20 protein-coding genes are annotated in these 21,509 nt (G+C 44.2%); 7 read left to right on the forward strand and 13 right to left on the reverse strand.

The window, feature by feature from the left end; all coding sequences use genetic code 11:
- Positions 1-15 precede the first annotated feature (15 nt).
- A complete protein-coding gene (locus tag K0I62_RS13635; RefSeq protein WP_220068634.1) occupies positions 16-402 on the forward strand; it encodes a DUF3192 domain-containing protein in 387 nt (128 codons plus the stop codon).
- 121 nt (positions 403-523) lie between these two features.
- Here K0I62_RS13635 and K0I62_RS13640 read toward each other — a convergent pair whose 3' ends face one another.
- Together K0I62_RS13640 and K0I62_RS13645 are read right to left on the reverse strand one after the other, a co-directional pair.
- Positions 524-994: a methyltransferase family protein gene (locus K0I62_RS13640; protein WP_220068635.1), complete on the reverse strand. Its 471-nt coding sequence runs from the start codon at positions 992-994 to the stop codon at positions 524-526.
- An 83-nt stretch (positions 995-1,077) separates the two neighbouring features.
- Positions 1,078-3,891 (reverse strand): S9 family peptidase, encoded by a 2,814-nt coding sequence (locus tag K0I62_RS13645; protein WP_220068636.1) that lies wholly within the window; start codon positions 3,889-3,891, stop codon positions 1,078-1,080.
- A 488-nt stretch (positions 3,892-4,379) separates the two neighbouring features.
- On the opposite strand from K0I62_RS13645, the gene K0I62_RS13650 reads away from it, so the two are divergent.
- Positions 4,380-5,387, forward strand: a complete 1,008-nt coding sequence (locus K0I62_RS13650) for an isocitrate dehydrogenase (protein ID WP_220063518.1) — start codon at positions 4,380-4,382, stop codon at positions 5,385-5,387.
- A gap of 73 nt (positions 5,388-5,460) precedes the next feature.
- On the opposite strand, the gene rlmM is transcribed toward K0I62_RS13650, so the two are convergent.
- From rlmM to K0I62_RS13670, 4 genes are all read right to left on the reverse strand, one after another.
- Positions 5,461-6,543, reverse strand: a complete 1,083-nt coding sequence (gene rlmM, locus K0I62_RS13655; protein ID WP_220068637.1) for a 23S rRNA (cytidine(2498)-2'-O)-methyltransferase RlmM — start codon at positions 6,541-6,543, stop codon at positions 5,461-5,463.
- A gap of 99 nt (positions 6,544-6,642) precedes the next feature.
- Entirely contained in the window at positions 6,643-7,032 is a 390-nt protein-coding gene (locus K0I62_RS13660; protein WP_220068638.1) for a DUF423 domain-containing protein, read from the reverse strand.
- On the reverse strand, positions 7,025-7,723 hold the full coding sequence (locus K0I62_RS13665; protein WP_434086852.1) for an alpha/beta fold hydrolase: 699 nt from the start codon (positions 7,721-7,723) through the stop codon (positions 7,025-7,027). Before K0I62_RS13665 ends, K0I62_RS13660 begins: the two co-directional genes overlap by 8 nt.
- Before the next feature lie 36 nt (positions 7,724-7,759).
- The gene (locus K0I62_RS13670; protein ID WP_220068639.1) at positions 7,760-8,671 is read right to left on the reverse strand and encodes a transcriptional regulator GcvA; all 912 of its coding nucleotides are present in this window, start codon (positions 8,669-8,671) and stop codon (positions 7,760-7,762) included.
- Between the two features lie 179 nt (positions 8,672-8,850).
- Between K0I62_RS13670 and K0I62_RS13675 the strand changes: the two genes are divergently transcribed.
- Positions 8,851-9,078 (forward strand): hypothetical protein, encoded by a 228-nt coding sequence (locus tag K0I62_RS13675; RefSeq protein WP_220068640.1) that lies wholly within the window; start codon positions 8,851-8,853, stop codon positions 9,076-9,078.
- A 160-nt stretch (positions 9,079-9,238) separates the two neighbouring features.
- On the opposite strand, the gene thiI is transcribed toward K0I62_RS13675, so the two are convergent.
- The 3 genes from thiI to pomA all read right to left on the reverse strand — a co-directional run bounded on the left by thiI (position 9,239) and on the right by pomA (position 12,574).
- The gene (thiI, locus tag K0I62_RS13680) at positions 9,239-10,693 is read right to left on the reverse strand and encodes a tRNA uracil 4-sulfurtransferase ThiI (RefSeq protein WP_220068641.1); all 1,455 of its coding nucleotides are present in this window, start codon (positions 10,691-10,693) and stop codon (positions 9,239-9,241) included.
- Between the two features lie 164 nt (positions 10,694-10,857).
- Positions 10,858-11,802: a flagellar motor protein MotB gene (locus tag K0I62_RS13685; RefSeq protein WP_220068642.1), complete on the reverse strand. Its 945-nt coding sequence runs from the start codon at positions 11,800-11,802 to the stop codon at positions 10,858-10,860.
- 4 nt (positions 11,803-11,806) lie between these two features.
- A complete protein-coding gene (gene pomA / locus K0I62_RS13690; RefSeq protein ID WP_220068643.1) occupies positions 11,807-12,574 on the reverse strand; it encodes a flagellar motor protein PomA in 768 nt (255 codons plus the stop codon).
- A gap of 398 nt (positions 12,575-12,972) precedes the next feature.
- Between pomA and xseB the strand changes: the two genes are divergently transcribed.
- The 3 genes from xseB to dxs are packed head-to-tail and all read left to right on the forward strand — an operon-like array spanning position 12,973 to position 15,985.
- Positions 12,973-13,212, forward strand: coding sequence for an exodeoxyribonuclease VII small subunit (gene xseB / locus K0I62_RS13695; protein WP_220068644.1), 240 nt, complete (start codon positions 12,973-12,975; stop codon positions 13,210-13,212).
- Positions 13,213-14,094, forward strand: coding sequence for a (2E,6E)-farnesyl diphosphate synthase (gene ispA / locus K0I62_RS13700; protein WP_220068645.1), 882 nt, complete (start codon positions 13,213-13,215; stop codon positions 14,092-14,094).
- A gap of 22 nt (positions 14,095-14,116) precedes the next feature.
- Positions 14,117-15,985, forward strand: coding sequence for a 1-deoxy-D-xylulose-5-phosphate synthase (dxs, locus tag K0I62_RS13705; protein WP_220068646.1), 1,869 nt, complete (start codon positions 14,117-14,119; stop codon positions 15,983-15,985).
- Between the two features lie 146 nt (positions 15,986-16,131).
- Here the strand turns inward: dxs and grpE are convergent, their stop codons facing one another.
- Positions 16,132-16,749, reverse strand: coding sequence for a nucleotide exchange factor GrpE (gene grpE / locus K0I62_RS13710; protein ID WP_220068647.1), 618 nt, complete (start codon positions 16,747-16,749; stop codon positions 16,132-16,134).
- Positions 16,750-16,849: 100 nt separating this feature from the next.
- Here grpE and nadK point away from each other — a divergent pair, with 100 nt between their 5' ends.
- Positions 16,850-17,728 (forward strand): NAD(+) kinase, encoded by an 879-nt coding sequence (gene nadK / locus K0I62_RS13715; RefSeq protein ID WP_220068648.1) that lies wholly within the window; start codon positions 16,850-16,852, stop codon positions 17,726-17,728.
- Between the two features lie 81 nt (positions 17,729-17,809).
- Here nadK and K0I62_RS13720 read toward each other — a convergent pair whose 3' ends face one another.
- From K0I62_RS13720 to K0I62_RS13730, 3 genes are all read right to left on the reverse strand, one after another.
- Positions 17,810-18,880, reverse strand: coding sequence for an energy transducer TonB (locus K0I62_RS13720; RefSeq protein WP_220068649.1), 1,071 nt, complete (start codon positions 18,878-18,880; stop codon positions 17,810-17,812).
- 177 nt (positions 18,881-19,057) lie between these two features.
- On the reverse strand, positions 19,058-20,398 hold the full coding sequence (locus tag K0I62_RS13725) for an MATE family efflux transporter (RefSeq protein WP_220068650.1): 1,341 nt from the start codon (positions 20,396-20,398) through the stop codon (positions 19,058-19,060).
- A 49-nt stretch (positions 20,399-20,447) separates the two neighbouring features.
- Positions 20,448-21,506, reverse strand: coding sequence for a CobW family GTP-binding protein (locus K0I62_RS13730; RefSeq protein ID WP_220068651.1), 1,059 nt, complete (start codon positions 21,504-21,506; stop codon positions 20,448-20,450).
- Positions 21,507-21,509: the final 3 nt, after the last annotated feature.

Genomic DNA, 21,509 nt, shown 5'->3' on the forward strand with positions numbered 1-21,509 from the left:
GGATTGTTTAGTACAATGAAATCAAAAGCTCCTGTCATAATAGGCTCAGTTTTTGCCGCCTATCTCGCCTTTGTCGCCGTTGTTGTTTTGGTTTATGAGCCGACGCCCGATAGTATGGATTGGGAAGATAGGCAGGCTTATAACAAGGCCAAGCTAACTGAAATCACACTCGGCACTCCTGTTGATGAAGTAAAAACACTCCTAGGCCGAGCTGACTTTTCTGAAGCAAAGACAATAAATAATGACACGCTTCAAGTGCTATTCTATCGCACTCATCACATTAAATCCGATGGCGAAACGACTCGGGATGAATGTACGCCTTTGCTATTTAAAAACAATAAGCTCATCGCTTGGGGACAAGATACGTATCAACAATATTTAGCTAGCGCTATCGACGGTTAATAACGCAAATCAATAGCTATACCAATATTAAACAACATATTGGCCTCTAAGAAACCAACAAGTATCCTCGACGTCAGTGCATAAAAATGTCTGTGGCAGGGCTGAGCAAAATCAGCCCTGTTTATAACCATCTCCTCACTCTGCGACAGTACTCACCATACTCCTTAGGAAACTTCTGCTGCAAATAACGCTCTTCTGGCTTTATCGCTACTAGGTAAATAGCACTACAGGCAGGAACGACACTCACCATCAGCCATAATGACTCAAGCATACAACCAAGACCGAGAGGATAAAGGCAAAAAATTAAATAGATCGGATTTCGCGAATAACGATAATAGCCATGGGAAATGATCACCGATGTCGGTTTCCATGGTTCAATAGCGGTTTGCTGACGTTTAAAGATAAACAAAATATGCAATAAAACGCCCCCCCCTAATGTCATCAACACTGCAGCAATGAGTTTTAGCCAATCTGGACTAGGGAGAGAAATAGGATAGAAATGGCCTCCCCAATAGAACAGCGCCATAAAGCTTATAAAAATCAGCGGCGGTGGAAATTTGACTCTAGCACCTTTACTATCTATTTCAGCCATAACAACTCCTTCATAACAAAAAAGCCGAGCTAACTCCTGCCCGGCTTTCCTAAAAAAGACCACTTATACCAACCGATATAAGCTTACTCTGGCTTTTTATACTCAGTATAGACTTCGCCTTGAGTTAGCCATTGCGGAGCAGGCTTCCCCTTAAGATAATGATCGAAATACTGCATCATCCTCAAACTATAATCGACCTTATTAGGGTACTTTTTCAAATGATGAGGCTCATTTTCATACTGCAAAAACACCACATCCTTACCCGCTCGGCGCATCGCTAAATATAGCTCAATACCCTGCTCCCAAGGCACCGCATCATCTTTATCACCGAACATGATCATCATTGGCGTCTGAATACGTTCAACGTAAAAAATGGGCGAATTTTCTATGTATTTTTGCGGTGCCTTAAATAGGCTTTCGCCGATACGACTTTGGCCCGTTTCATATTGAAACTGCCTCGCAAGACCGGTGCCGTGACGAATACCACTATAAGCACTCGTCATATTCGATACGGGGGCTCCGGTAACCGCAGCCTTAAAAATATGAGTTTGAGTGACAGCGAACGCAGTTTGATAGCCTCCCCAAGAATGGCCTTGGATCCCCACAGCTTCTTTATCTGCAACCCCCATGTCGATTAGCTTTTGCACACCAGATGTTAATGCTTGTACCGATGTCGCCCCTGGGTAACCGACCTCAAAGCGAATATCCGGTAAGAAAATCGCATAACCATTATCGGCATACCACGCAAAATTCGGTCTATGGTTAAGCTTCATTTGTGGAAACGCATGCAAGCGATCACTCATAAATCGGTAAAAATAGACCAAGACAGGATAACGCTGACCTTCTTTATAATTCGTCGGCTTAATCAATACACCATCAAGCGGCTGTCCATCGCCATTCGTCCAATGGACTAATTCTGAGTGCCCCCAATCGAGTGCTCTTCGCTGACTATCTAAGTCTGTTTCACGAACTGCTTGTTGTGGTGCGTCAAATTTAGCACTGTAGAGATCAGGATAGAGATCATAACGCTCTTTCGAAAACAAGATTTCACCACTCTCTTCTGCGCGCGCGACCACCTTAAGTTTATAGTCACCTTGCATTAATGGCTCAACACCGGACACACCAACTTTAGCTTGATAAAAACCATCGGCTTTAGTGCGTTCGTTATAGCCATGCAGCAACAAAGCTTGCTCTTTATCTAGTGTTACAGGGGCGTTTTCATCCTCAAATAACCCAGTCACTCTATACTGGATCTGATTTTCTCGGCCTTTCGCCGCGGTGATTCTAAAGGCGGCCAATGAATCAGTGTTGAATTGCCAAATATCATATTTATCGTAAGCTAAAAAGCCAGAACCATCTTTTAGCCAAGGACCAAAACCGTAACTAGGGGGTGTTGATGGATAATCATGATCTTCATCCCCAAAGGGCGTTTTAAAATCTTTCGTTAACTTAATCCGAGTATCTTGCGCAATTTTATATAGGTAAATGTCACCTTGCTGATAATAGGCAGCAAAACGCTCATTTGGCGAAAGTATTGGTTTTTCACCGCTAGGCTGCTGAATTAAGAATGGCACTCTTCGACCAGTGTTTAAATCAATAATGTAATAGTCACGATAAAAACCAGCCCAGGTGATCATCTTTAAATAGGGAACATCACTGCTCGCTAACACATAGCGCTGTTGCTGTTGAATCTCAACATCAGGAACTTGCTGATCGGCCAATTGAACTATCTGTTTACTATCAATATGCAATACGGCTAAATAAGTGCGTTTTAGCTCCTTCTTATACTGCTTGATCTCATTTGGCTTAATACGAGGATCGTCCCCATGCCAAATATGCAGTTCTCGTTGTCCTGTAATAATTGAAGGATCAAATAGATCCGCCTCAGTATCAACTTTAGGTAATTCGAGCTGCTGACTCACTTGAGGCACTCGACCAAAGAACAAGCGCTTGCCATCGTCCGAAAATCTTAATTCAGTATAACGATTGAGCATCCAGCCATCAGATTGAGACGTGAGATGCAGTTTGCCATTATTAATATCAAGTAGTGCCAATTGATATTCTCGACCATACGGCGCCTCTTTTGCCGCGCCATAGGTATAAGAAATCATCGCATGATCACTAACGGCAACAGCGCCTATTTGCTGATCCACATAGCCCTGTACAACCGATTGTTGATCATTTTTTAGGTCAACAAGGATTACGCGGTGTAGATTGGTAGCAATATCATTTTGCGCAAGCACGACATACTCGCCCGACTGACCAAAGTGATACGCAGTCACATTTTCAATCGTTTGGCTTTCACCGCTGGCTAAACTAACCAGTTCAATTCTGCGTCCTTTATCGTACTCATCAACTTTGAGAGTCTTCTCTTCTGTACTGCTCAAAGACTTATTATCTGCGGTTTGCTCTTCTGATTTTGGTTCTGGTTCTGACTTAGCTTCAGCTTCTTCATACCAAATAGCCAAATGAGTACCCGCATCATTAAAGGCAAACTCTTTTACTCTTTGATAACTACGCTGTTGACCACTTTGGGTATCGAGTAAGACGAGGCCCGATTTCAACTTCTTACGCTGTTTTTCTGTGGCCTTTTCCCGCTCGAGTAAACCAGGCTCGGTAACAAATGCCGCAAAGCGACCAGTACGGTTCATTTTGGGTTTTGAACCACCTTGAACCTCAAATGACTTAGCTAAATCGAGCCTTTTGACCATACCATAGCTATCACCACGATCTGGAGCCACTTCCACAGCAAACGCGTTACCTTGTGCAGAAATAACAGGTTTATTAAGAGACTCAAATTTCATAATGGATTCAGGGGTGACATCCGCGGCAAAAAGTGAGGGGGATAAGAGGCTGGCACAAAACAGTGCTAGGCTTGCAATTGGTAATGACTTCAAGGTATTCCTCGTTTTAATTATTTTATTAACGGATTTTTCTCGATGTAATAGGGACTGTCGATCGTTCTAGCTTGGTTTTTGTTCTTACTCAATGATGTAAAAGACTCTAACGACCCTTTATAAGACTTAGCGTGTTAGCTATGTTTTACAATATCACCAACCGAGATGGAGAATAACTGCACACCTAAACCTTCGCCTTGCTACACGAGGTAGTCAATAAATTCGAGCAGCAACAATCGCGAAAGATCAATCGCTCATAGACTAAAGTAGACTTTTTTAACACTTAAGATTCAATCATCCTCATTAGCCTTTATTAATGCAAGTTAGCCTACACAAAAAAACGTGAGATTGCTCACTATTTCCTGTAAAACTTGCGTAAAAGTAGTTAAAATAGAGTCGATAAGATTCTACAAAATTCATAGTCATTAACCGTGTCGCTCGACATGGCCAGACAATAGCAGTAACGACCAACCGTGGAAGGACTCTCCATGTCAAAAAGAACAATTACCGTGATCCCTGGTGATGGGATTGGACCTAGTATTATCGACTCAGCCATCAAAATCCTCGACAAAGCAGGATGTGATTTTGAATATGAGTTTGCCGATGCTGGTTTAGCAGCGTTAGAGAAGCAAGGCGAACTGCTTCCTCAACGTACGCTTGATCTCATTGAAAAAAACAGCATTACGCTCAAAGGTCCACTCACAACACCCGTTGGAGAAGGTTTTACCTCAATCAACGTCACATTGCGTAAAAAGTTCAGCTTATATGCCAACGTCCGTCCAGTGCTTTCTTTTAAAGGAACTCAAGCTCGCTACGATAATATCGATATTATTACGGTACGCGAAAACACTGAGGGAATGTATTCAGGTTTAGGTCAAACCATCTCAGAAGATGGTGCTACCGCTGAAGCAACGAGTATCATTACCCGTCAAGGTGCAGAACAAATCACAACGTTTGCTTATGAATTAGCACGCAAAGAGGGCCGTAAGAAGGTCACTATCGTTCATAAAGCTAACATCATGAAATCAACTTCGGGTCTATTCCTTAAAGTTGCTCGTGAAGTCAGTCTACGTTATCCAGACATCACTACCGAAGAGATGATTGTGGATGCAACGTGCATGAAACTGGTAATGAATCCAGAAAACTTCGACGTGATAGTTACCACTAACCTATTTGGTGACATCCTATCTGACCTTTGTGCGGGTCTTGTCGGTGGACTGGGGATGGCTCCTGGCGCCAACATTGGTAAAAATGCCGCAATTTTTGAAGCGGTACACGGCAGTGCACCTGATATCGCAGGCAAAAACCTCGCGAACCCAACTTCAGTGATCTTGGCATCAATTCAAATGCTTGAATATTTAGGCATGTCAGATAAAGCGGAAGCGATTCGTAAAGCTGTGTCAGCGGTAATTGAAGAAGGAGATCGCACGACCCGTGATCTTGGCGGTACCCACGGTACAACTGACTTCACTCAAGCTGTGATTGAGCGTCTTTAGTCCACTCATTAAAATGAGATTAAAAAGCCCCGAATAGTGACTATTCGGGGCTTTTTTAACATGCTACGGTCGCCTAAAAACCAACACTTGGACGCAACCATAAATGCACGGTGACTTCATCACGATCATGATATAGATGCTTACAAGAGAGCTGAAACTCTTCTATACCATTCTCTTTTAAGATACTTCTCATCGTATCCAAAATCGTCGACACTTCTTTGTAACGACTCTTCATCGGCAACTTAAGATTGAAAATGGCCTCTTTAAACCAGCCATTAATCGCCCAAGCTTCGATAAGCTCGGCAACGCGAGAAGGCTTTTCAACCATGTCGCACACTAACCAATAAATGTTCTTACGCGGTGGCTCAAAACGAAATCCATCGGCCTGGTAATGTTTTACCTGCCCGGTATCCATTAAACCTTGATCCATCGGCCCGTTATCTACTGCCGCAACAAACATACCGCGACGAACTAATTGATAAGTCCAACCGCCAGGACACGCACCTAAATCAACAGAGTTCATCCCGCTGCGTAAACGCTGCTCCTGATCTTCTTTAGGAATAAAGTGGATAAAGGCTTCATCCAACTTTAATGTGGAGCGACTCGGCGCATCAGCAGCCATCTTTAACCTGGGGATCCCCATAAAGTAGGGTGAGCTGTTATTACTCAGGGAGTATCCGACATAGGCGGTGCCTGAGCCGACAAAGCAAACATGGATAATGGGACGCTTAGGGTTCTCTTTTTCTAATAAGCTACCGCTGCGCTTTAACGCTTGACGCAAAGGTACAGTAAACTTACGACAAAAATTAGACAGCTCTTTCGCTTCATTGGTATCTGGGGTCTCGACTCTAAGCTCACCCGCTTTACTGACCTTAGCCAACGCCTCAACAATTGGAGTAACGCGATCGCCTTCAGGTAATGCTTTAAGTAATTCATTGGCAGCAAACATCTGGCGGGTAAAAATGAGTGAATCGAGATCGAGCGATTTAGCTAATATATCGGCGTCACCCGCTTGAAAACACTGGAAAATAACATAGGCATCATTCTTGTTGGTTTTAACAAAGCCACCAATATCCAATTCAGCCGCACGCTGTTGTATCTCAGCGGCACACTCTTTTTCGTAGCCGGCACGGCAATATAAAAATAGGTTAATCATCAGAACTTCCTGAATAAAAAATGGCGACCAAAGCAATTGGCCGCCATTCTACACTTTCTCTAAAATGAATACGATTATCTTAATTCAATCCAAGATAGCTTAATCATCGAGTTCAACCACCCGATTGCGCCAAACGGCAACCGCAATGAGTAACCAACCAAGCAAGAAACATACACCGCCCATCGGTGTGATAGGTCCAGTCCATTTGACCCCTAATAATGCATAGAGGTAGAGAGAACCAGAAAACAGCACTATCCCAAGTAAAAATAGATAACCCGCCCAATCGATTAGACGAGACGTTAACCAATGTCCACTAAAAGCCACCGCGATCAATGCGAAGGTGTGGTAAAACTGGTACTCAACGCCAAGATTAAAAATGGCAATCATCTCACCTGTGGTAACACTCTTGAGCCCATGAGCAGCAAACGCGCCAAGTGCAACAGCCATAAAGCCACTTAATGCGGCCATTAAAAAAAATCCCTTACGCATTTAACCCCCTAATAAAACTAACACTGTGAGATATAGCCTGCTCAAGATTAGCCGCTTGCGTGGTGCCTGACGACTTCCTTGGTACAAAACTATGATCACCGTCGGTTAACCAGGCTAATTGAGCAGAATATGGTGCGAGCCAAGTTTCCACTTCGCCTTTTGCACCAAATTTATCTCTCTCTCCCTGAATCACTAACAGAGGAGCCTTACTGTTTGCGATAGGCTCGAATCTCGGCTCACCGCCTTTTGGTGGGACAAATGGATATCCTAAACATATCACCCCATCGACAAGCGCCTCGCTAGCAACCATAGCGGCCATACGCCCCCCCATAGATTTCCCCATTAGGATGAGCCTTACAGGCTTAAAGTGCTGGCGAACAGCTTCTATATGCAAAATAAAATCCATCAACAGCTTAGGAGCCCTGTCTGGTGGCCTACGTTTACCATCGATGGCATTATTTCGCATATAGGGAAAATTAAAGCGCACAACGTTCATCCCTTTACCTGCGAGCCCACTAGCCATCTCCGTCATGAAAGCATGGTTCATATTGGCTCCAGCGCCATGAGCCAAAAGAATCAAGGTGTCTGACAAGTCCGATTGAGACTCACAAATAGGTCCTTCGACTATGCATTCACTTTGGGGCAGTTCGTTTGCCAGCATCGATGATGAAATAGTAAATAGCGCGTCCATCATCCTGCTCCGAGCATGGTGACCAACTCTCCTCGATTAACCTGGCAGCAATTCACTACGTGACTCCTCTTCAAACATATCCAACATCCACTCTCTAAATGCGGCGATCTTACCGATCTCAGCATGATTTTGCAGACACACCAGATAGTAGGCATTTTTACTCACAAGCACTTCGGGGAAAGGACACACCAATCGACCAGCCTTAATATCAGGACGTGCTAATACACTATAACCGAGCGCGACCCCTTGACCATGAGCCGCAGCTTGCAGCACTAAGGACGAATGGCTAAAAATAGGACCTTGGTTCACATTAATATCATTAATCCCACATTGTCTAAACCATGCCTGCCAATCTTGACGGCTAGAGTCGTGCAATAGGGTGTGAAATTTAAGATCGCTTGGCTGTGATAATGGCTTAGGTCCATTAAGTAGCATAGGCGAGCATACAGGGATCAATACCTCATTACGCAGCTTATCGGCACGAACACCTGACCAATTGCCCATACCATAATAGATAGCAACATCCACATCATCAGTAAGTGAGCTAGATTCACTATCGACAGCCTTGATCCTCACATCGATGTCAGGATTCTTTTCACTGAAGTTAGCTAATCTTGGAACCAGCCACTGAATTGCAAAACTGGGTGAAGTACTGACCGTTAGTGAACCTATAGCACTTCGGGCAAGTAAACGATCTGTTGCATCGGCCAGTTGCACAAAAATATCTTTTATATCGAGAAAGTAGCCCTGCCCCTCTTCGGTGAGCAGCAAAGATCTATTTTTACGACGAAAGAGTTTAAGACCTAAATACTCCTCTAATGCCTTAATCTGATGACTAACAGCAGCTTGCGTTACAAAAAGTTCTTCCGCTGCTCGAGTGAAACTCAAATGCCTTGCCGCGGCTTCAAATGCTTTAACCGCATTTAGGGGAGGTAAACGTCTAGACATAATGATCCTTGACTCACATTTCGATTAGTTTTTCTAATCCTCATTGTTACATTTTATCGTTTGTAAAGAAACGCATTTTTGGTTAAATTTTGTGCCAATGAAACATATGAAGTTAGACAGCCTCTACGACCTAATTAGGGCGCGTCTGACACCTTAGTTAGCCGCCCGGAAGCACCACTATGATTAACCTTAAAACTGTTTTTGCTATCGCACTACTTTCTGTTTCAACTGCAGTAAGTGCCGATGAAATTATTATTGATACCACAGATCTACATGCATCAATCAGCGCTCAATTAGCTGAAGGATTAGCCCAGATGCAACAGGATATCAATGAGGATGTTAACGCTGTTCTAATTGCAGAAAAAGATGAACAGCCAACAACCTTCAATGCTCAACGCACTGAGTAACGCCTTATCGCGTAATTCGAATAGATAATGTAAAGCCGCAGCCGATGCGGCTTTTTTGTATCTTCAGCTCCGCTGAATGTATCTGCTGACACCGAAGGATAACCAAAAAAAACCACCATCTAACGGAATGGTGGTTTTATTATTTCTAGGAGTAAAACGATTAAGGACGATACACTTTAACGTTGTTATACCCTTGTTCTTGTAGATATAGCGCTTGAAGCTTACTCATCACGCCTCTATCGCAATAAAGCAGGTAAGTCTTATCTTTATCTAAATCTGCAAATTTAGTCGCAAGCTTAAAGAAAGGAATCGCTTTAATCTCCACCCCATCGATAGCCAGAGGACTTTGCTCTTCCTCTTCTGGAGCGCGTATATCAACAACAACTTCGCCGCCACTAATCGTATCGACTGTCTCAGTTTCAGTGATTTTAGTATCCATGCTCGTTGCAATCTCTCTTATATCGATAATTTCTGCCGCTTCAATAACTCTATCTAATAGATCTTCAGAGAACTTAGCCTCTTCGGCTTCGATTTTAGATAGTACCGCTTTCACGGTTGGCTTTTGTGAAATCACGCCACAATATTCAGGAATCGATTTCGCAAAATCTTCGGTACCGATCTGACGACTAATGTTTATGATATCCTGTTTGTCCATCACGATCAGCGGGCGCAGAATCAACATCTCGGTACAACGGTCAATAACATTCAGATTAGTCAATGTTTGGCTAGAAACCTGGCCCATCGCTTCACCAGTCACTAACGCTTGAATGCCCATTTTATCGGCGACGCGGGTAGCCGCACGCATCATCATACGTTTTAATATGACGCCCATTTGGCCGTTATCGATTTTTTCTAGGATTTCGGTGACCACAGGATCGAAGGGAACAGAAATAAACTTAACCTTATGCGACTCACCATATTTTTGCCATAAATGATAAGCAACCTGCTTAACACCTATCTCATGTTGATCACCACCAAGATTAAAGAAGCAGTAATGAGTTCGAGAGCCACGCTTAATAAACTGGTAGCTCGATACACCTGAGTCGAATCCACCTGAAATCAATGACAATACATCTTCCTGCGTGGCCATAGGGAAGCCACCAAGCCCGTCAATCCGCTTTTCAACCAAATAGAGATTCTCTCTATCGATTTCTATATTAACCGTCATATCAGGGTTTTTAAGTCTAACGCCTGCAGCATCGGTAAATTGATTCAATCCACCACCAACATAACGTTCCACCTCAATTGAGTTAAAGTCATGCTTACCGCTACGTTTTACTCGAACACAGAAAGTTTTACCCGCAAGGAGATCTTTATAAATTGGTAACGTCTGTTGATAAATATCATCAATCGATTCAAAAGTACTCTCTTTGACTTGCAGTACATGGGCGATCCCTGGAATACATGCTAAACGTTCCGCATAAATAGCAACCATTTCAGGCTTATCGGCAGGCACCTTGACCATGATTTTGTCCCACTGACGCTGCACTTTTGCATCGTCGTCGACTTTTCGAAGCACATTACGAATATTAGTTTCAAGCATCTTGGTAAAGCGCATTCTTACCGGTTTGCTTTTCATCATGATTTCAGGAAACAGTTTTACGATAAATTTCATGGAGGTTCCGAGGGAATAAATTTAGACAGCAATTTTGTTATTATACCAAGGTCAGTATGCAAATGCCTATCGAGCCGCAGTAAAAGATGACAATTTTAGAGATCTTAAACAAAACAGGCCCTCGATGAGGGCCTGTTTTGTTATATCAATCGTTCACTTAAAGGTTACTGGCCAACCAATATCTCATCCGACTCTTTTGCCTTACCTTGCTCAATAGCAATTTCAACCCGGCGATTTCGTGCACGATTATCGGCTGAATCGTTAGGCACCAATGGTGCCGAACTTGCCATTCCAACCACCTTCATACGTGTATCATCAAACCCTTTGACTTTAATCAACTCATGAGCCACAGCAACCGCACGTTTACTCGACAGATCCCAGTTAGAACTATAAAGTTCATTACTGATATTCATATCATCGGTATAACCTGACACTGTCACTATTCCGGGAACATCTTTAAGTAGCTCTCCGACTCGACGCACCACAGGTTTAAACCTAGGCTGCAAGAATCCTGAACCGGATGAAAATGCGCCCTTCTCTCTAATTCGAATAATGATCTGCTGCCCTAAAGACTCGATCTCAATGGCACCATCGACAATCTCTTTGTTAAGCTCTTGAGCCATTTTCTTCACTTGATCATTAATCTGATCTTGAGAGGATGCTTGTTGCTGTTGTGATTGAGATTGCGCTTCGGCGTCGGCTTGCTCTTGCGCGGTAGATGACGCCTCGCCACCTCGTTGCTCACCACGTTGTTGCTGCACTCCACCGGCACTGTCATCTTCACCAGCCTGAACTTCAATAGTGGGCTCGGTCATCTCGTTGGTTTGCTGGTTAATGATCTCTATGGGTGTTGGCTCTGGTTTACCGGGACGAAACTCGAGTGCAATCACCGATGTTCCCTTGGGAATATCTTTTACCTCTACTTTATTTTGCACACCGAAGGCATATTTCATCGAACCGGCAATTTGCTTGAATTTCATCACATCCATTTCAGAAAACGCGAGCAAAAGAACAAAGAAACACATCAGCAGCGACATCAGATCAGCAAAGGTCGCCAACCACATGGGAGCACCTGCGGGTGGACAGTCACACTTCTGCTTCTTAGCCATCTGGCTATTCCCCGTCCGTAGTATCTATCTGGCGTTGTTTTTCAGAAAGGTAGTTCTTCAAGAACCCTTCGATGACCCTTGGGTTTTGGCCATCTTGAATGGCAAGCACCGCATCCATAATAAGGTTGCGGTTGAGCATCTCTTCCCCCATGCGCAAAGTCAATTTATCAGCAATAGGAATGGCAACCATGTTGGCGATAATCGCGCCATACAGGGTTGTTAGTAGCGCAACGGCCATCGATGGTCCGATAGATTTTGGATCATCCATATTCGACAACATGGCAACCAACCCCACAAGCGTACCTATCATTCCCATAGCGGGTGCGACATCACCTAGCGCCCTGAAAATACCAATCCCCGCTTTATGGCGCTCTTCAGTCAGGGCGATATCTTTTTCTAGAGCTTCACGAACCACATCACCATCGTGTCCATCAACCAACATATCGACGGCTTTTTGCATAAAACTATTACTAATTTCAGCTTCTTCTAATGCGAGAAAGCCACCTTTACGCGCGGCATCAGCCATAGTGACTGACTGCTCTATCAGCACATCAGGTTTGTCGATTTTGAACATAAACGCTTTGGCTGCAATTTTTACCGCGCCAAGAAACTGTTTGAGGTTGTATTTCATCATCACCACAAACAAAGAACCTATCATAACGATAAGCACTGAGGGCACATCAATGAAAATGGCGATCCCGCCACTACTAACCATAGCTCCGATAATAAAAGCAAATGCACCAATGAGGCCTATCAGGGTCGCTAAATCCACAACTGTTCCTTATTTATTGTACTGGCTGTTTCTAAAACATCGACTGAGGTGTCTAGGTTTTAATCAGCTTTAAAACATCAAAGATAGGGTTTTGATGATCTTACCCCAAATCCTCCCTAAAGATAGGGTTTGTAGCTAAAGTTGAGCAAAATAAAGTTCTCTAATTGACCTTGATAGGCCTAACCGCACGTATCGCTTTAGGATATAATATCTGACAAAATTGAATATTGTTCTAATTCTGTTATCGGACAGCTTACAAGCAAGTTTAGCTACAAATTCAATTTTTTATAAAAATTCCTCCGTAAATCGTGCTATTGCACAAATATACGACACCCTAATTTGACCCATGAAGTTCACTAAGATACTTTGTGTGTCGCTAATTTCTTGGGAATATTACCGTGGCTAAAAAACCTGAAAACCTGACATTTGAACAATCATTATCGGAATTGGAGCAAATAGTTGCCGCGCTAGAGCAGGGAGATGTTTCTCTGGACGATGCGTTAAAACAGTTTGAACGGGGTATCAACTTAGTCAGAAATAGCCAAGGTAAGTTGGAACAAGCCCAACAAAAAGTGTCTATTCTTACCCAAGAACATGATCAACCAAGTTTGCAACCCTACTTAGCAGAGGGCGAATAATTGCTAACCGAAGCGATAACCCAATATCAGCAGCGGGTCGATAATCAGCTGCGTCTATTTATCAATGCTCAGGACGATACCGAGCCGAAATTAAAAGCGGCAATGGAGCATGGCGCCTTAATCGGTGGCAAACGAATTCGACCTTTTTTGGTTTATGCCATAGGCGAGATGCTTAATGTGCCACTGGAACATCTCGACAGTTGCGCTGCGGCAATAGAATGTATCCATGCTTATTCTCTAATTCATGACGACCTTCCGGCGATGGACGATGATGCACTGCGCCGCGGTAAACCAACCGTACATATCGCCTTTGACGAAGCCACAGCGATTTTAGCTGGCGATGCATTACAAACCTTAGCCTTTGAGATCCTCAGCCAAGAAACGACGGCGTTAACACCAACACAGCAAGTATTAATGATACGCTCACTCGCTAACGCTTCTGGTTACCGAGGCATGTGTGGTGGCCAGGCAATGGATCTTAACGCGACGAACACCCCCATAGATTTAGACACTTTAAAACGCCTACACAGATTAAAAACTGGGGCGTTAATCCGCTGCGCCGTTGAATTACCTATCATTGCCGCTGGCGTCACAGATATAAACAGAGAACTCCTGTTAGAATTTGCTGATGCGGTTGGCTTAGCCTTTCAAGTGCAAGATGACGTACTCGATATTATTGCCAGTACCGAAGAGCTAGGTAAACCTCAAGGTTCTGACTGTGAATCAAATAAAAGTACCTACCCTAAACTGCTTGGTTTAGAGGGTGCGCAAGAGACTGCTAAAAGTTTGATCGACGATGCACTATCAGCGCTGGCTAAATTACCATACAATAGCCAGTTAATTGCCGAATTCGCCCGTTTCATCATAGAGCGAAGAGTATAATAAAGAGCCAAAGAATCTCGCTATGAGTTTGGATATAACGAAATACCCTGTGCTAGCGCAGGCAAACACTCCCGACGAGCTAAGACAGCTTCCTCAAGGCGTGCTCCCAAAACTTGCTGATGAACTCAGAAGTTATCTACTGCAATCGGTAGGTATCTCGAGTGGCCATTTTGCATCAGGTCTTGGCACGGTAGAGCTAACGGTCGCCTTGCATTATGTCTACAACACACCTTTCGATCGTTTGATTTGGGATGTAGGCCATCAAGCCTATCCTCATAAAATTTTGACAGGTCGCCGAGATCGAATGCACACCATACGCCAAAAAGGTGGGATTCATCCTTTCCCTTGGCGTGAAGAAAGTCAATACGACACCTTTAGTGTTGGTCACTCTGGCACCTCAATCAGTGCGGCTTTAGCCATGGCGGTTGCCGCTGAAAAAGAGCAAGCTGGGCGCAAAGTGGTGGCAGTTATCGGTGACGGTGCCATGACTGGTGGTATGGTATTTGAAGCCATGAATCACGCTGGCGATCTGCACAATGACATGCTTGTGGTACTCAATGACAATGAGATGTCTATTTCGGAAAACGTTGGTGCACTTAACAATCATTTAGCACAACTCATGTCTGGTCGCTTATATACCACCATACGTGAAAACAGCAAAAAAGTGCTTAAAGGCATGCCTGTTATTAAAGAGATGGCTAAACGTACCGAAGAGCACCTTAAAGGCATGGTTGTACCTGGCACCATGTTTGAAGAGCTTGGTTTTAACTATATTGGTCCAATCGATGGCCATGATGTCGATGCCTTAGTCGAGACCATGCGTAACATGCGCAATCTCTCCGGGCCACAAATACTCCATATCATGACCAAGAAAGGTCGTGGTTATGAGCCTGCAGAGAAAGACCCTATTGGCTGGCATGCTGTCCCCAAATTTGATCCATCAACCTTTGCTAAACCCGCTTCAAAGCCATCAAACCCTACCTTTTCACAAGTGTTTGGCCGCTGGCTATGTGATATGGCAGAGAAAGATGAAAAAGTATTGGGTATTACCCCAGCCATGCGAGAAGGCTCTGGCATGGTGGAGTTTTCTCAACGTTTTCCAGGGCAATATTTTGATGCGGCAATTGCCGAGCAACACGCTGTCACCTTGGCGGCCGGTTTTGCCTGTGAAGGATACAAGCCCGTGGTCGCGATTTACTCAACCTTCTTGCAGCGCGGCTACGATCAGTTAATTCATGATGTTGCACTGCAAAAACTGCCTGTGATCTTTGCTATCGACCGTGGCGGTATTGTCGGCGCGGATGGTCCAACCCACCAAGGGGCATTTGACTTAAGCTTTATGCGCACCATTCCTAATATGGTGATCATGGCGCCATCTGATGAAAATGAATGTCGGCAAATGCTTTACACTGGCTACTGCTATAACGATGGCCCAACGGCAATCCGTTACCCTAGAGGCAGTGCCACTGGCGAACCTCAAGTGGAAGCAATGACCGCATTTGAAATTGGTAAGGGTCTGATTAAACGTCAAGGTAAGAAGATCGCTATCCTCAACTTTGGTACCACCTTGGCGTCAACATCTCACGCAGCCGAGACATTAGATGCAACGCTGGCTGATATGCGCTTTGTTAAACCGTTAGATGCAGAGTTAATTAAACAGCTCGCCACCAGCCACGAACTCCTAGTAACAGTGGAAGAAAACGCAGTGATGGGGGGCGCGGGATCGGGTGTGCTCGAACTATTGCAAAAAATGAAGTTGCCAATGCCAGTGCTTAATATCGGTCTCCCCGATGAATTCATCAAACACGGTAATTCAGAGGAAATTTTGGCAGAGCTCAAGCTGGATGGTGAAGGGATCTTAGCGCAAATTAATCAATACCTTAGCGAATAATCACCTTTAGATAGTTGATTAAACAAAGCGTCGATTAAGCAAAAAGGCCTCAAACTGAGGCCTTTTTCATATCTAAACTTGGTGATAAATGACTTATCTTGATTGAGATGACTCCCAAATGTTAGTCATTTATCGATTTTCTCAAATTAGGCTTGGGTATCGACAGAGCCGCCACCTTGAGACACCATGACCATAGCAGGACGCAGCAGACGCTCATTGAGCATATAACCTTTTTGCATCACCAACATCACCGTATTGGCAGGAAACTCTGCGCTAGGCTGCATACCAATGGCCTGATGATGATCAGGATTGAACGCTTCTCCTTGAGGATCAACCTGAGTTAAACCAAACTTTTCAACTGCGCTAGTGAAACTCTTCAGCGTCAACTCCACCCCTTCATAAATTGCCTTGGTCGCTTCATCTTCGGCATTGGTTCCTTGAAGCGCACGCTCCATGTTATCAATGACAGGTAAAAGTTCGTTGGCAAACTTTTCTAGGGCAAACTTATGCGCCTTTTCAACATCCATCGCTGCGCGGCGGCGAACATTATCCACTTCCGCAGCAGCTCGAATTACAGAATCTTTCTGCTCTTCAACTTTAGCTTCAGCAGCCGTTAGCGCCTGTTCAAGCTCTTCTACACGAAAATTAGCTTGGGTAAGTTCATCCATCAAACTGGCTGGATCTTCAACCACTTCAGTTTCCATTTGTGGGTCGATGGTTTCTTCAATTTGTGGCTCTTGTGCTTTGCTTGATTCGTTGCTCATTGTTACTCCAGCTAAAAATGCTTTGTTTCTGCATGCTCTGGGCATATTATGGGGATCAAATTTGAGGTTTCAAGCCCTAAGGCATGGATCAAAGACAAATATGAGCAAAGCGTTCCAAACAATTGGCTTAATTGGCAAACCACACCATACTGGCACACACAAAACCTTAAAGCGCTTGCATCATTGGCTAACGATGCAAGGTCTTGATGTTTATGTTGAAGAAAGAATTGCCACTGAAATTGGCACTCACGTCAAATCCGTTGACCTGCTACAAATTGGCGAATATTGCGATCTTGCGATTGTTGTTGGTGGCGACGGTAATATGCTCGGTGCCGCACGTGTATTAGCACGTTTCGACATAGGCGTTATTGGGGTCAACCGTGGTAATTTGGGTTTCTTAACGGACTTAGCACCCGATAACTTTGAAGAAGCCTTAGGTAAAGTATTACAAGGGGATTATGAAACTGAGCATCGATTCTTACTCGAATCAGAGGTACATCGCCACGGCATCGTAAAATCGAGTAATACCGCAGTTAATGAAACTGTACTCCATCCTGGTAAAATTGCTCATATGATTGAATTTGAAGTCTATATTGATGACAAGTTCATGTACAGCCAACGCGCTGATGGAATGATCGTTTCAACACCCACAGGATCGACAGCGTATTCACTATCGGCAGGCGGTGCGATTCTCACCCCGAATTTAGAAGCCCTGATCTTGGTGCCTATGTTCCCCCATACACTCTCGTGTCGCCCAATAGTCGTCGATGCCTGTAGCACCATCAAACTGGTGGTTTCTCCCGATAATGGTGACACATTAGAAGTGAGTTGTGATGGACATGTTGCCCTGCCAGTATTGCCTGGTGATGAAATTATTATCAGTCGCAGCCAAGAGCGCCTGCGCTTAATCCATCCAAAAGGCTATAACTACTTTCACGTATTGAGAAATAAGCTGGGATGGGGAAGTAAACTGTTTTAACGCTTTTATACAACCAAATAAAACCAAACATAAAGCCCCAGCGATTTATCTGAGGCTTTATTTTATCTAAATATTGAGAGTTTAACGACCTAACGAAAAGTCTAGCTGCACCGTTGCCTCGGCAGCAACCGGTTTACCATCAACAAACTTTGGCGCATAACGCCACTGTTTAATCGCTTTAAGAGACTCCCTAGCAAACAATTTTCCACCTTCAGAGGCCAACAGAACTGGATCTTTCACAAACCCCTGCTCATCGACCGTAAACGACATCTGAGCCCAGCCCTCTTTACCATCGAGAGCATAAGCAATCGGATAACGAGGAGGCTTTCTAAACAATGGCGTCTGCTCTTGGGTATCGTTCCACGGCGTCATGCTGCCGATAGCGATACAGTGCTGAGTTGATTTATCACTCGCCCCCTCAGCCTCATAAAGCTCAACTAAACGCGCATGTGCGGCAAGTTGATAGGGATGACTGTAATCAAGCACAGAAAACTGCTTAACGACCTCTTCAAGGTACGTTATCGCTTGGCTATTCTTATGTTGCGCAGCCTTAATCATTCCCGCTGAAAATGTGGCTTTCACTCGCTCAATGGCATCGGCGGGTAACAGGGCGCTATAAATTTCATGGGCCTCTAATGCATAGTCGCGAATGTCACGAGTATAGACAGGAGTCGGAGCAAGTTCGTTGAAGGCCAGCATCTTAAGCTCAGCCACCAACAGAGGTTTTTCAGCATCTTCAGCTATTTCAATAGCCAGTTTAAATAAACGCTTCTTCTCTTCAGAAGCGGCAATGGTCTGCGCAGCGCCAATAAGAGGATCGACAAGCTCAATCGCATTACTCCCAACTTGCTTACGATAGGCCTTTATCACACGATCAAAATGTTGAAATGCTAACTTATCATCGCCATTTTGCTGCAGAGCAGTGGCTAGATTGAGTTCTAGATGAATGACATCAAGACTATCCCTCTCAAAATAACCTTGGCCGAATTCATAAGCCTGTTTAGCGTATTTCACCGCAGCATCAGTATCGGCAGCATCTATCGCCCGCTGATATGCGGCATAGCTTTCGCTAAATGGAGAGGCATTTACGAGGGAACTAACACTTATCAGTGCACTAAACGCAATTGCGACGACTTGAAACTTTAAAACCATAAACAAATATCCTTATTTGTGAACTCTGATTAAACCTTCCGTTTAACCTCAAATATTGCAATTGATATTACACTTGAGCTTGCGGTATAAACCCGCACTATGCCACTAGGTAAAGCCAATTTCAAATCGGCATAACCAGATACAATATGTGCCACAACATCCTAACAGTAATATGAATTAACTTAAATGGTCAGACAGTTTTCGCAGACGACTTACCATCCAAAATGTCAGTACCAAACTGCAACACGCCAAGGATATCCAAACCCCAGTGACCCCAAAAATCCAGGCAAACAAATAAATCACCACTGCAATTAACAGTAATTTACTGCCTGTAAGCATAGAGGCTTCTTTTGACCTATTAATTGCTTGGAAGAAAGCCGCACCAACTAGGATTAATCCCTCAAACGGGAGCCCCCAGAAATAAAGCCGCATCCCCTCAATGGCGACAGGTGTCAACTCTGGGTTATCACCAGCAAAGATGTAGACGAGATACTCAGGGACAATATAGATAAATAGCAGCCCAACAGCAGCCGTGACAAGGGTCATCATGATGGCAATTTTAAAAGTTCTAAATACCCTGTCGAATCGATTCGCGCCCGCATTAAAACTGAAGATAGGTTGAGTGCCAAAAGCGATCCCTTCAAACACTAAATAAAAGAGCGCTTCGGTATAACTGACGACACCATAAGCCGCCACATGAATAGGACCACCGACCCAAAGGAATGCGGTATTGTGCAGTGTCAGCACAATCGATAGGTAGAGGTTCATCAAGAAACTAGGAAAACCAACCCTAACGATATTTAAGCAGTGATCTAAGGTTAATGTCATCTGCTCAAAGGTGATCCTAAGACGCGTCTTAGCGGTAAAAAAATGCTGTAAACATAATAAGGCTGTTAATGCCTGGCAGATCATCGTCGCAATCGCAGCGCCAGCAAGACCAAAGGGAAAGCCAACGATAAATAACCAGTCTAGCAACGCATTTAAACAGCCACTAATAATCAATACGTAGGTGACGAAGCCGGGTCTACCATCGTTTCTCAACAGCGCACTAAAAGCGATAGCCAATATGGGAAACACACCTAAAACAAAATACCAAAATAGGTAATCGTTAGCGCTTTGCAACACCTCGCCTTCCGCGCCTAGCCAAGCCAAGATCGCTCGACTAAATAAGGTGCCTCCCAAAGCAAATAATACGCCAGAAATTAAACACAAGGTAAAGGTATTACCCAATATTTTTCGCGCTCTTGCTGCATCATTACGACCCAAGTTGATCGATACCAAAGAAGCTCCGCCCATACCAAGCAGCGCACCAACGGCATAGAGCACAGCACCAACGGGATAAGCCAACATCATCCCTGCAAGTCCCACGTCACCCAAGTAATGGCCGACAAACATGCCATCAATGGCGACATAAACTCCTGTCACCAACATAGATAAGATGGTCGGTATGGTGTAACGCCATACGAGCGTAGGAATGGGGTCGGTAGCTAAGGCTTGATCATTGTCGACGACAGGCATATGAAAAGTTCTATTTAAATATTTAGACCACTAGGTCACGTCAGAGATATCAGAGGACAACCCGTTTAGATAGCATCATCAATTGTTGTTCCATCTCAACAAGGTTGATGGGTTGCTCGCTAATAAGCTCTATACGCGAGTCCATTGCATCATCAAGCTCTATCACGCTAAGCTGCTCATCAACATAATTGAGCCCCGCGATGCCTTCATCACAAATAACCACCGCCTTTAAACGCAAACAGTGCTGCGCTTTAACCCAACTTAACAGCGCAGTAAAATCAAATTCGTAATAACAATCGAATACCCATCCAGCACTATAGATATCATCTATCTTATTACCGCTGCGATACACACCCTGCGGATCAAATGATACCGATTGTTGTTCAGGCGCAGCTTGTAATGGTGACGATCGAAATAGTGACTCTGGCATTGTCTCTGCTGCCAGCCCTGAAAATGAGACCATCGCCGAGGCACGTTGCAGATAATGGGTAGATAACCATTCAAACAGCTCAGTTTGCTCTACCTGCACGGGCTTATCTAATAAGCTAACGGCAACAACCTGTTTATCAATCGATTTGGCTTCAAGGTAACGATGCAAATTAGTGAGATCGTTTTGCTCAAGCAGATCGGTTTTGGTGGCAAGGATAAGGTCAGCAATCGCTAACTGCTGATTAAAGGTGTCGTTTTGTCGATAGCGACTGTCGCTTACCTTACGAGCATCGACAAGGCAGATTGAAGATTTAAGCGCTATAACCTGTTGAAAGTGAGGTTGCATTAAGGTTTCAATTATCGCTTTAGGATGGCCTAACCCCGTGGGTTCGATCAACAATCTATCTGGTTTAGCCTTAGCAATAAGTTGATTAACTGCTACTTGGGTGGGTACGCCAGCAGCACAGCACAAGCAACCACCGGCAACCTCTTTTATTGTCACCTGACCCGACTGGTTATCGATTAATCCAACATCGATGCCAATTTCACCGAACTCATTAACCAATATCGCCCACACTTCATCGCTGGGCTTATTGGCTAACAAGTACTTAATAAAACTCGTTTTACCCACACCTAAAAAGCCTGTAATTACATGGGTAGCGATAGGTTTTACTATCATTGA

Origin of the sequence: Shewanella psychrotolerans (genome assembly GCF_019457595.1) — a bacterium.
Taxonomy (GTDB): Bacteria; Pseudomonadota; Gammaproteobacteria; order Enterobacterales; family Shewanellaceae; genus Shewanella; species Shewanella psychrotolerans.

Excerpts from the sequence above, each read along its gene's own strand:
- K0I62_RS13635 (WP_220068634.1), top strand. The coding sequence starts at position 16 with ATGAAATCAAAAGCTCCTGTCATAATAGGCTCAGTTTTTGCCGCCTAT.
- K0I62_RS13640 (WP_220068635.1), bottom strand. The coding sequence starts at position 994 with ATGGCTGAAATAGATAGTAAAGGTGCTAGAGTCAAATTTCCACCGCCG.
- K0I62_RS13650 (WP_220063518.1), top strand. The coding sequence starts at position 4,380 with ATGTCAAAAAGAACAATTACCGTGATCCCTGGTGATGGGATTGGACCT.
- rlmM (WP_220068637.1), bottom strand. The coding sequence starts at position 6,543 with ATGATTAACCTATTTTTATATTGCCGTGCCGGCTACGAAAAAGAGTGT.
- K0I62_RS13660 (WP_220068638.1), bottom strand. The coding sequence starts at position 7,032 with ATGCGTAAGGGATTTTTTTTAATGGCCGCATTAAGTGGCTTTATGGCT.
- K0I62_RS13665 (WP_434086852.1), bottom strand. The coding sequence starts at position 7,723 with ATGGACGCGCTATTTACTATTTCATCATCGATGCTGGCAAACGAACTG.
- K0I62_RS13670 (WP_220068639.1), bottom strand. The coding sequence starts at position 8,671 with ATGTCTAGACGTTTACCTCCCCTAAATGCGGTTAAAGCATTTGAAGCC.
- K0I62_RS13675 (WP_220068640.1), top strand. The coding sequence starts at position 8,851 with ATGATTAACCTTAAAACTGTTTTTGCTATCGCACTACTTTCTGTTTCA.
- thiI (WP_220068641.1), bottom strand. The coding sequence starts at position 10,693 with ATGAAATTTATCGTAAAACTGTTTCCTGAAATCATGATGAAAAGCAAA.
- K0I62_RS13685 (WP_220068642.1), bottom strand. The coding sequence starts at position 11,802 with ATGGCTAAGAAGCAGAAGTGTGACTGTCCACCCGCAGGTGCTCCCATG.
- dxs (WP_220068646.1), top strand. The coding sequence starts at position 14,117 with ATGAGTTTGGATATAACGAAATACCCTGTGCTAGCGCAGGCAAACACT.
- grpE (WP_220068647.1), bottom strand. The coding sequence starts at position 16,749 with ATGAGCAACGAATCAAGCAAAGCACAAGAGCCACAAATTGAAGAAACC.
- nadK (WP_220068648.1), top strand. The coding sequence starts at position 16,850 with ATGAGCAAAGCGTTCCAAACAATTGGCTTAATTGGCAAACCACACCAT.
- K0I62_RS13720 (WP_220068649.1), bottom strand. The coding sequence starts at position 18,880 with ATGGTTTTAAAGTTTCAAGTCGTCGCAATTGCGTTTAGTGCACTGATA.
- K0I62_RS13725 (WP_220068650.1), bottom strand. The coding sequence starts at position 20,398 with ATGCCTGTCGTCGACAATGATCAAGCCTTAGCTACCGACCCCATTCCT.
- K0I62_RS13730 (WP_220068651.1), bottom strand. The coding sequence starts at position 21,506 with ATGATAGTAAAACCTATCGCTACCCATGTAATTACAGGCTTTTTAGGT.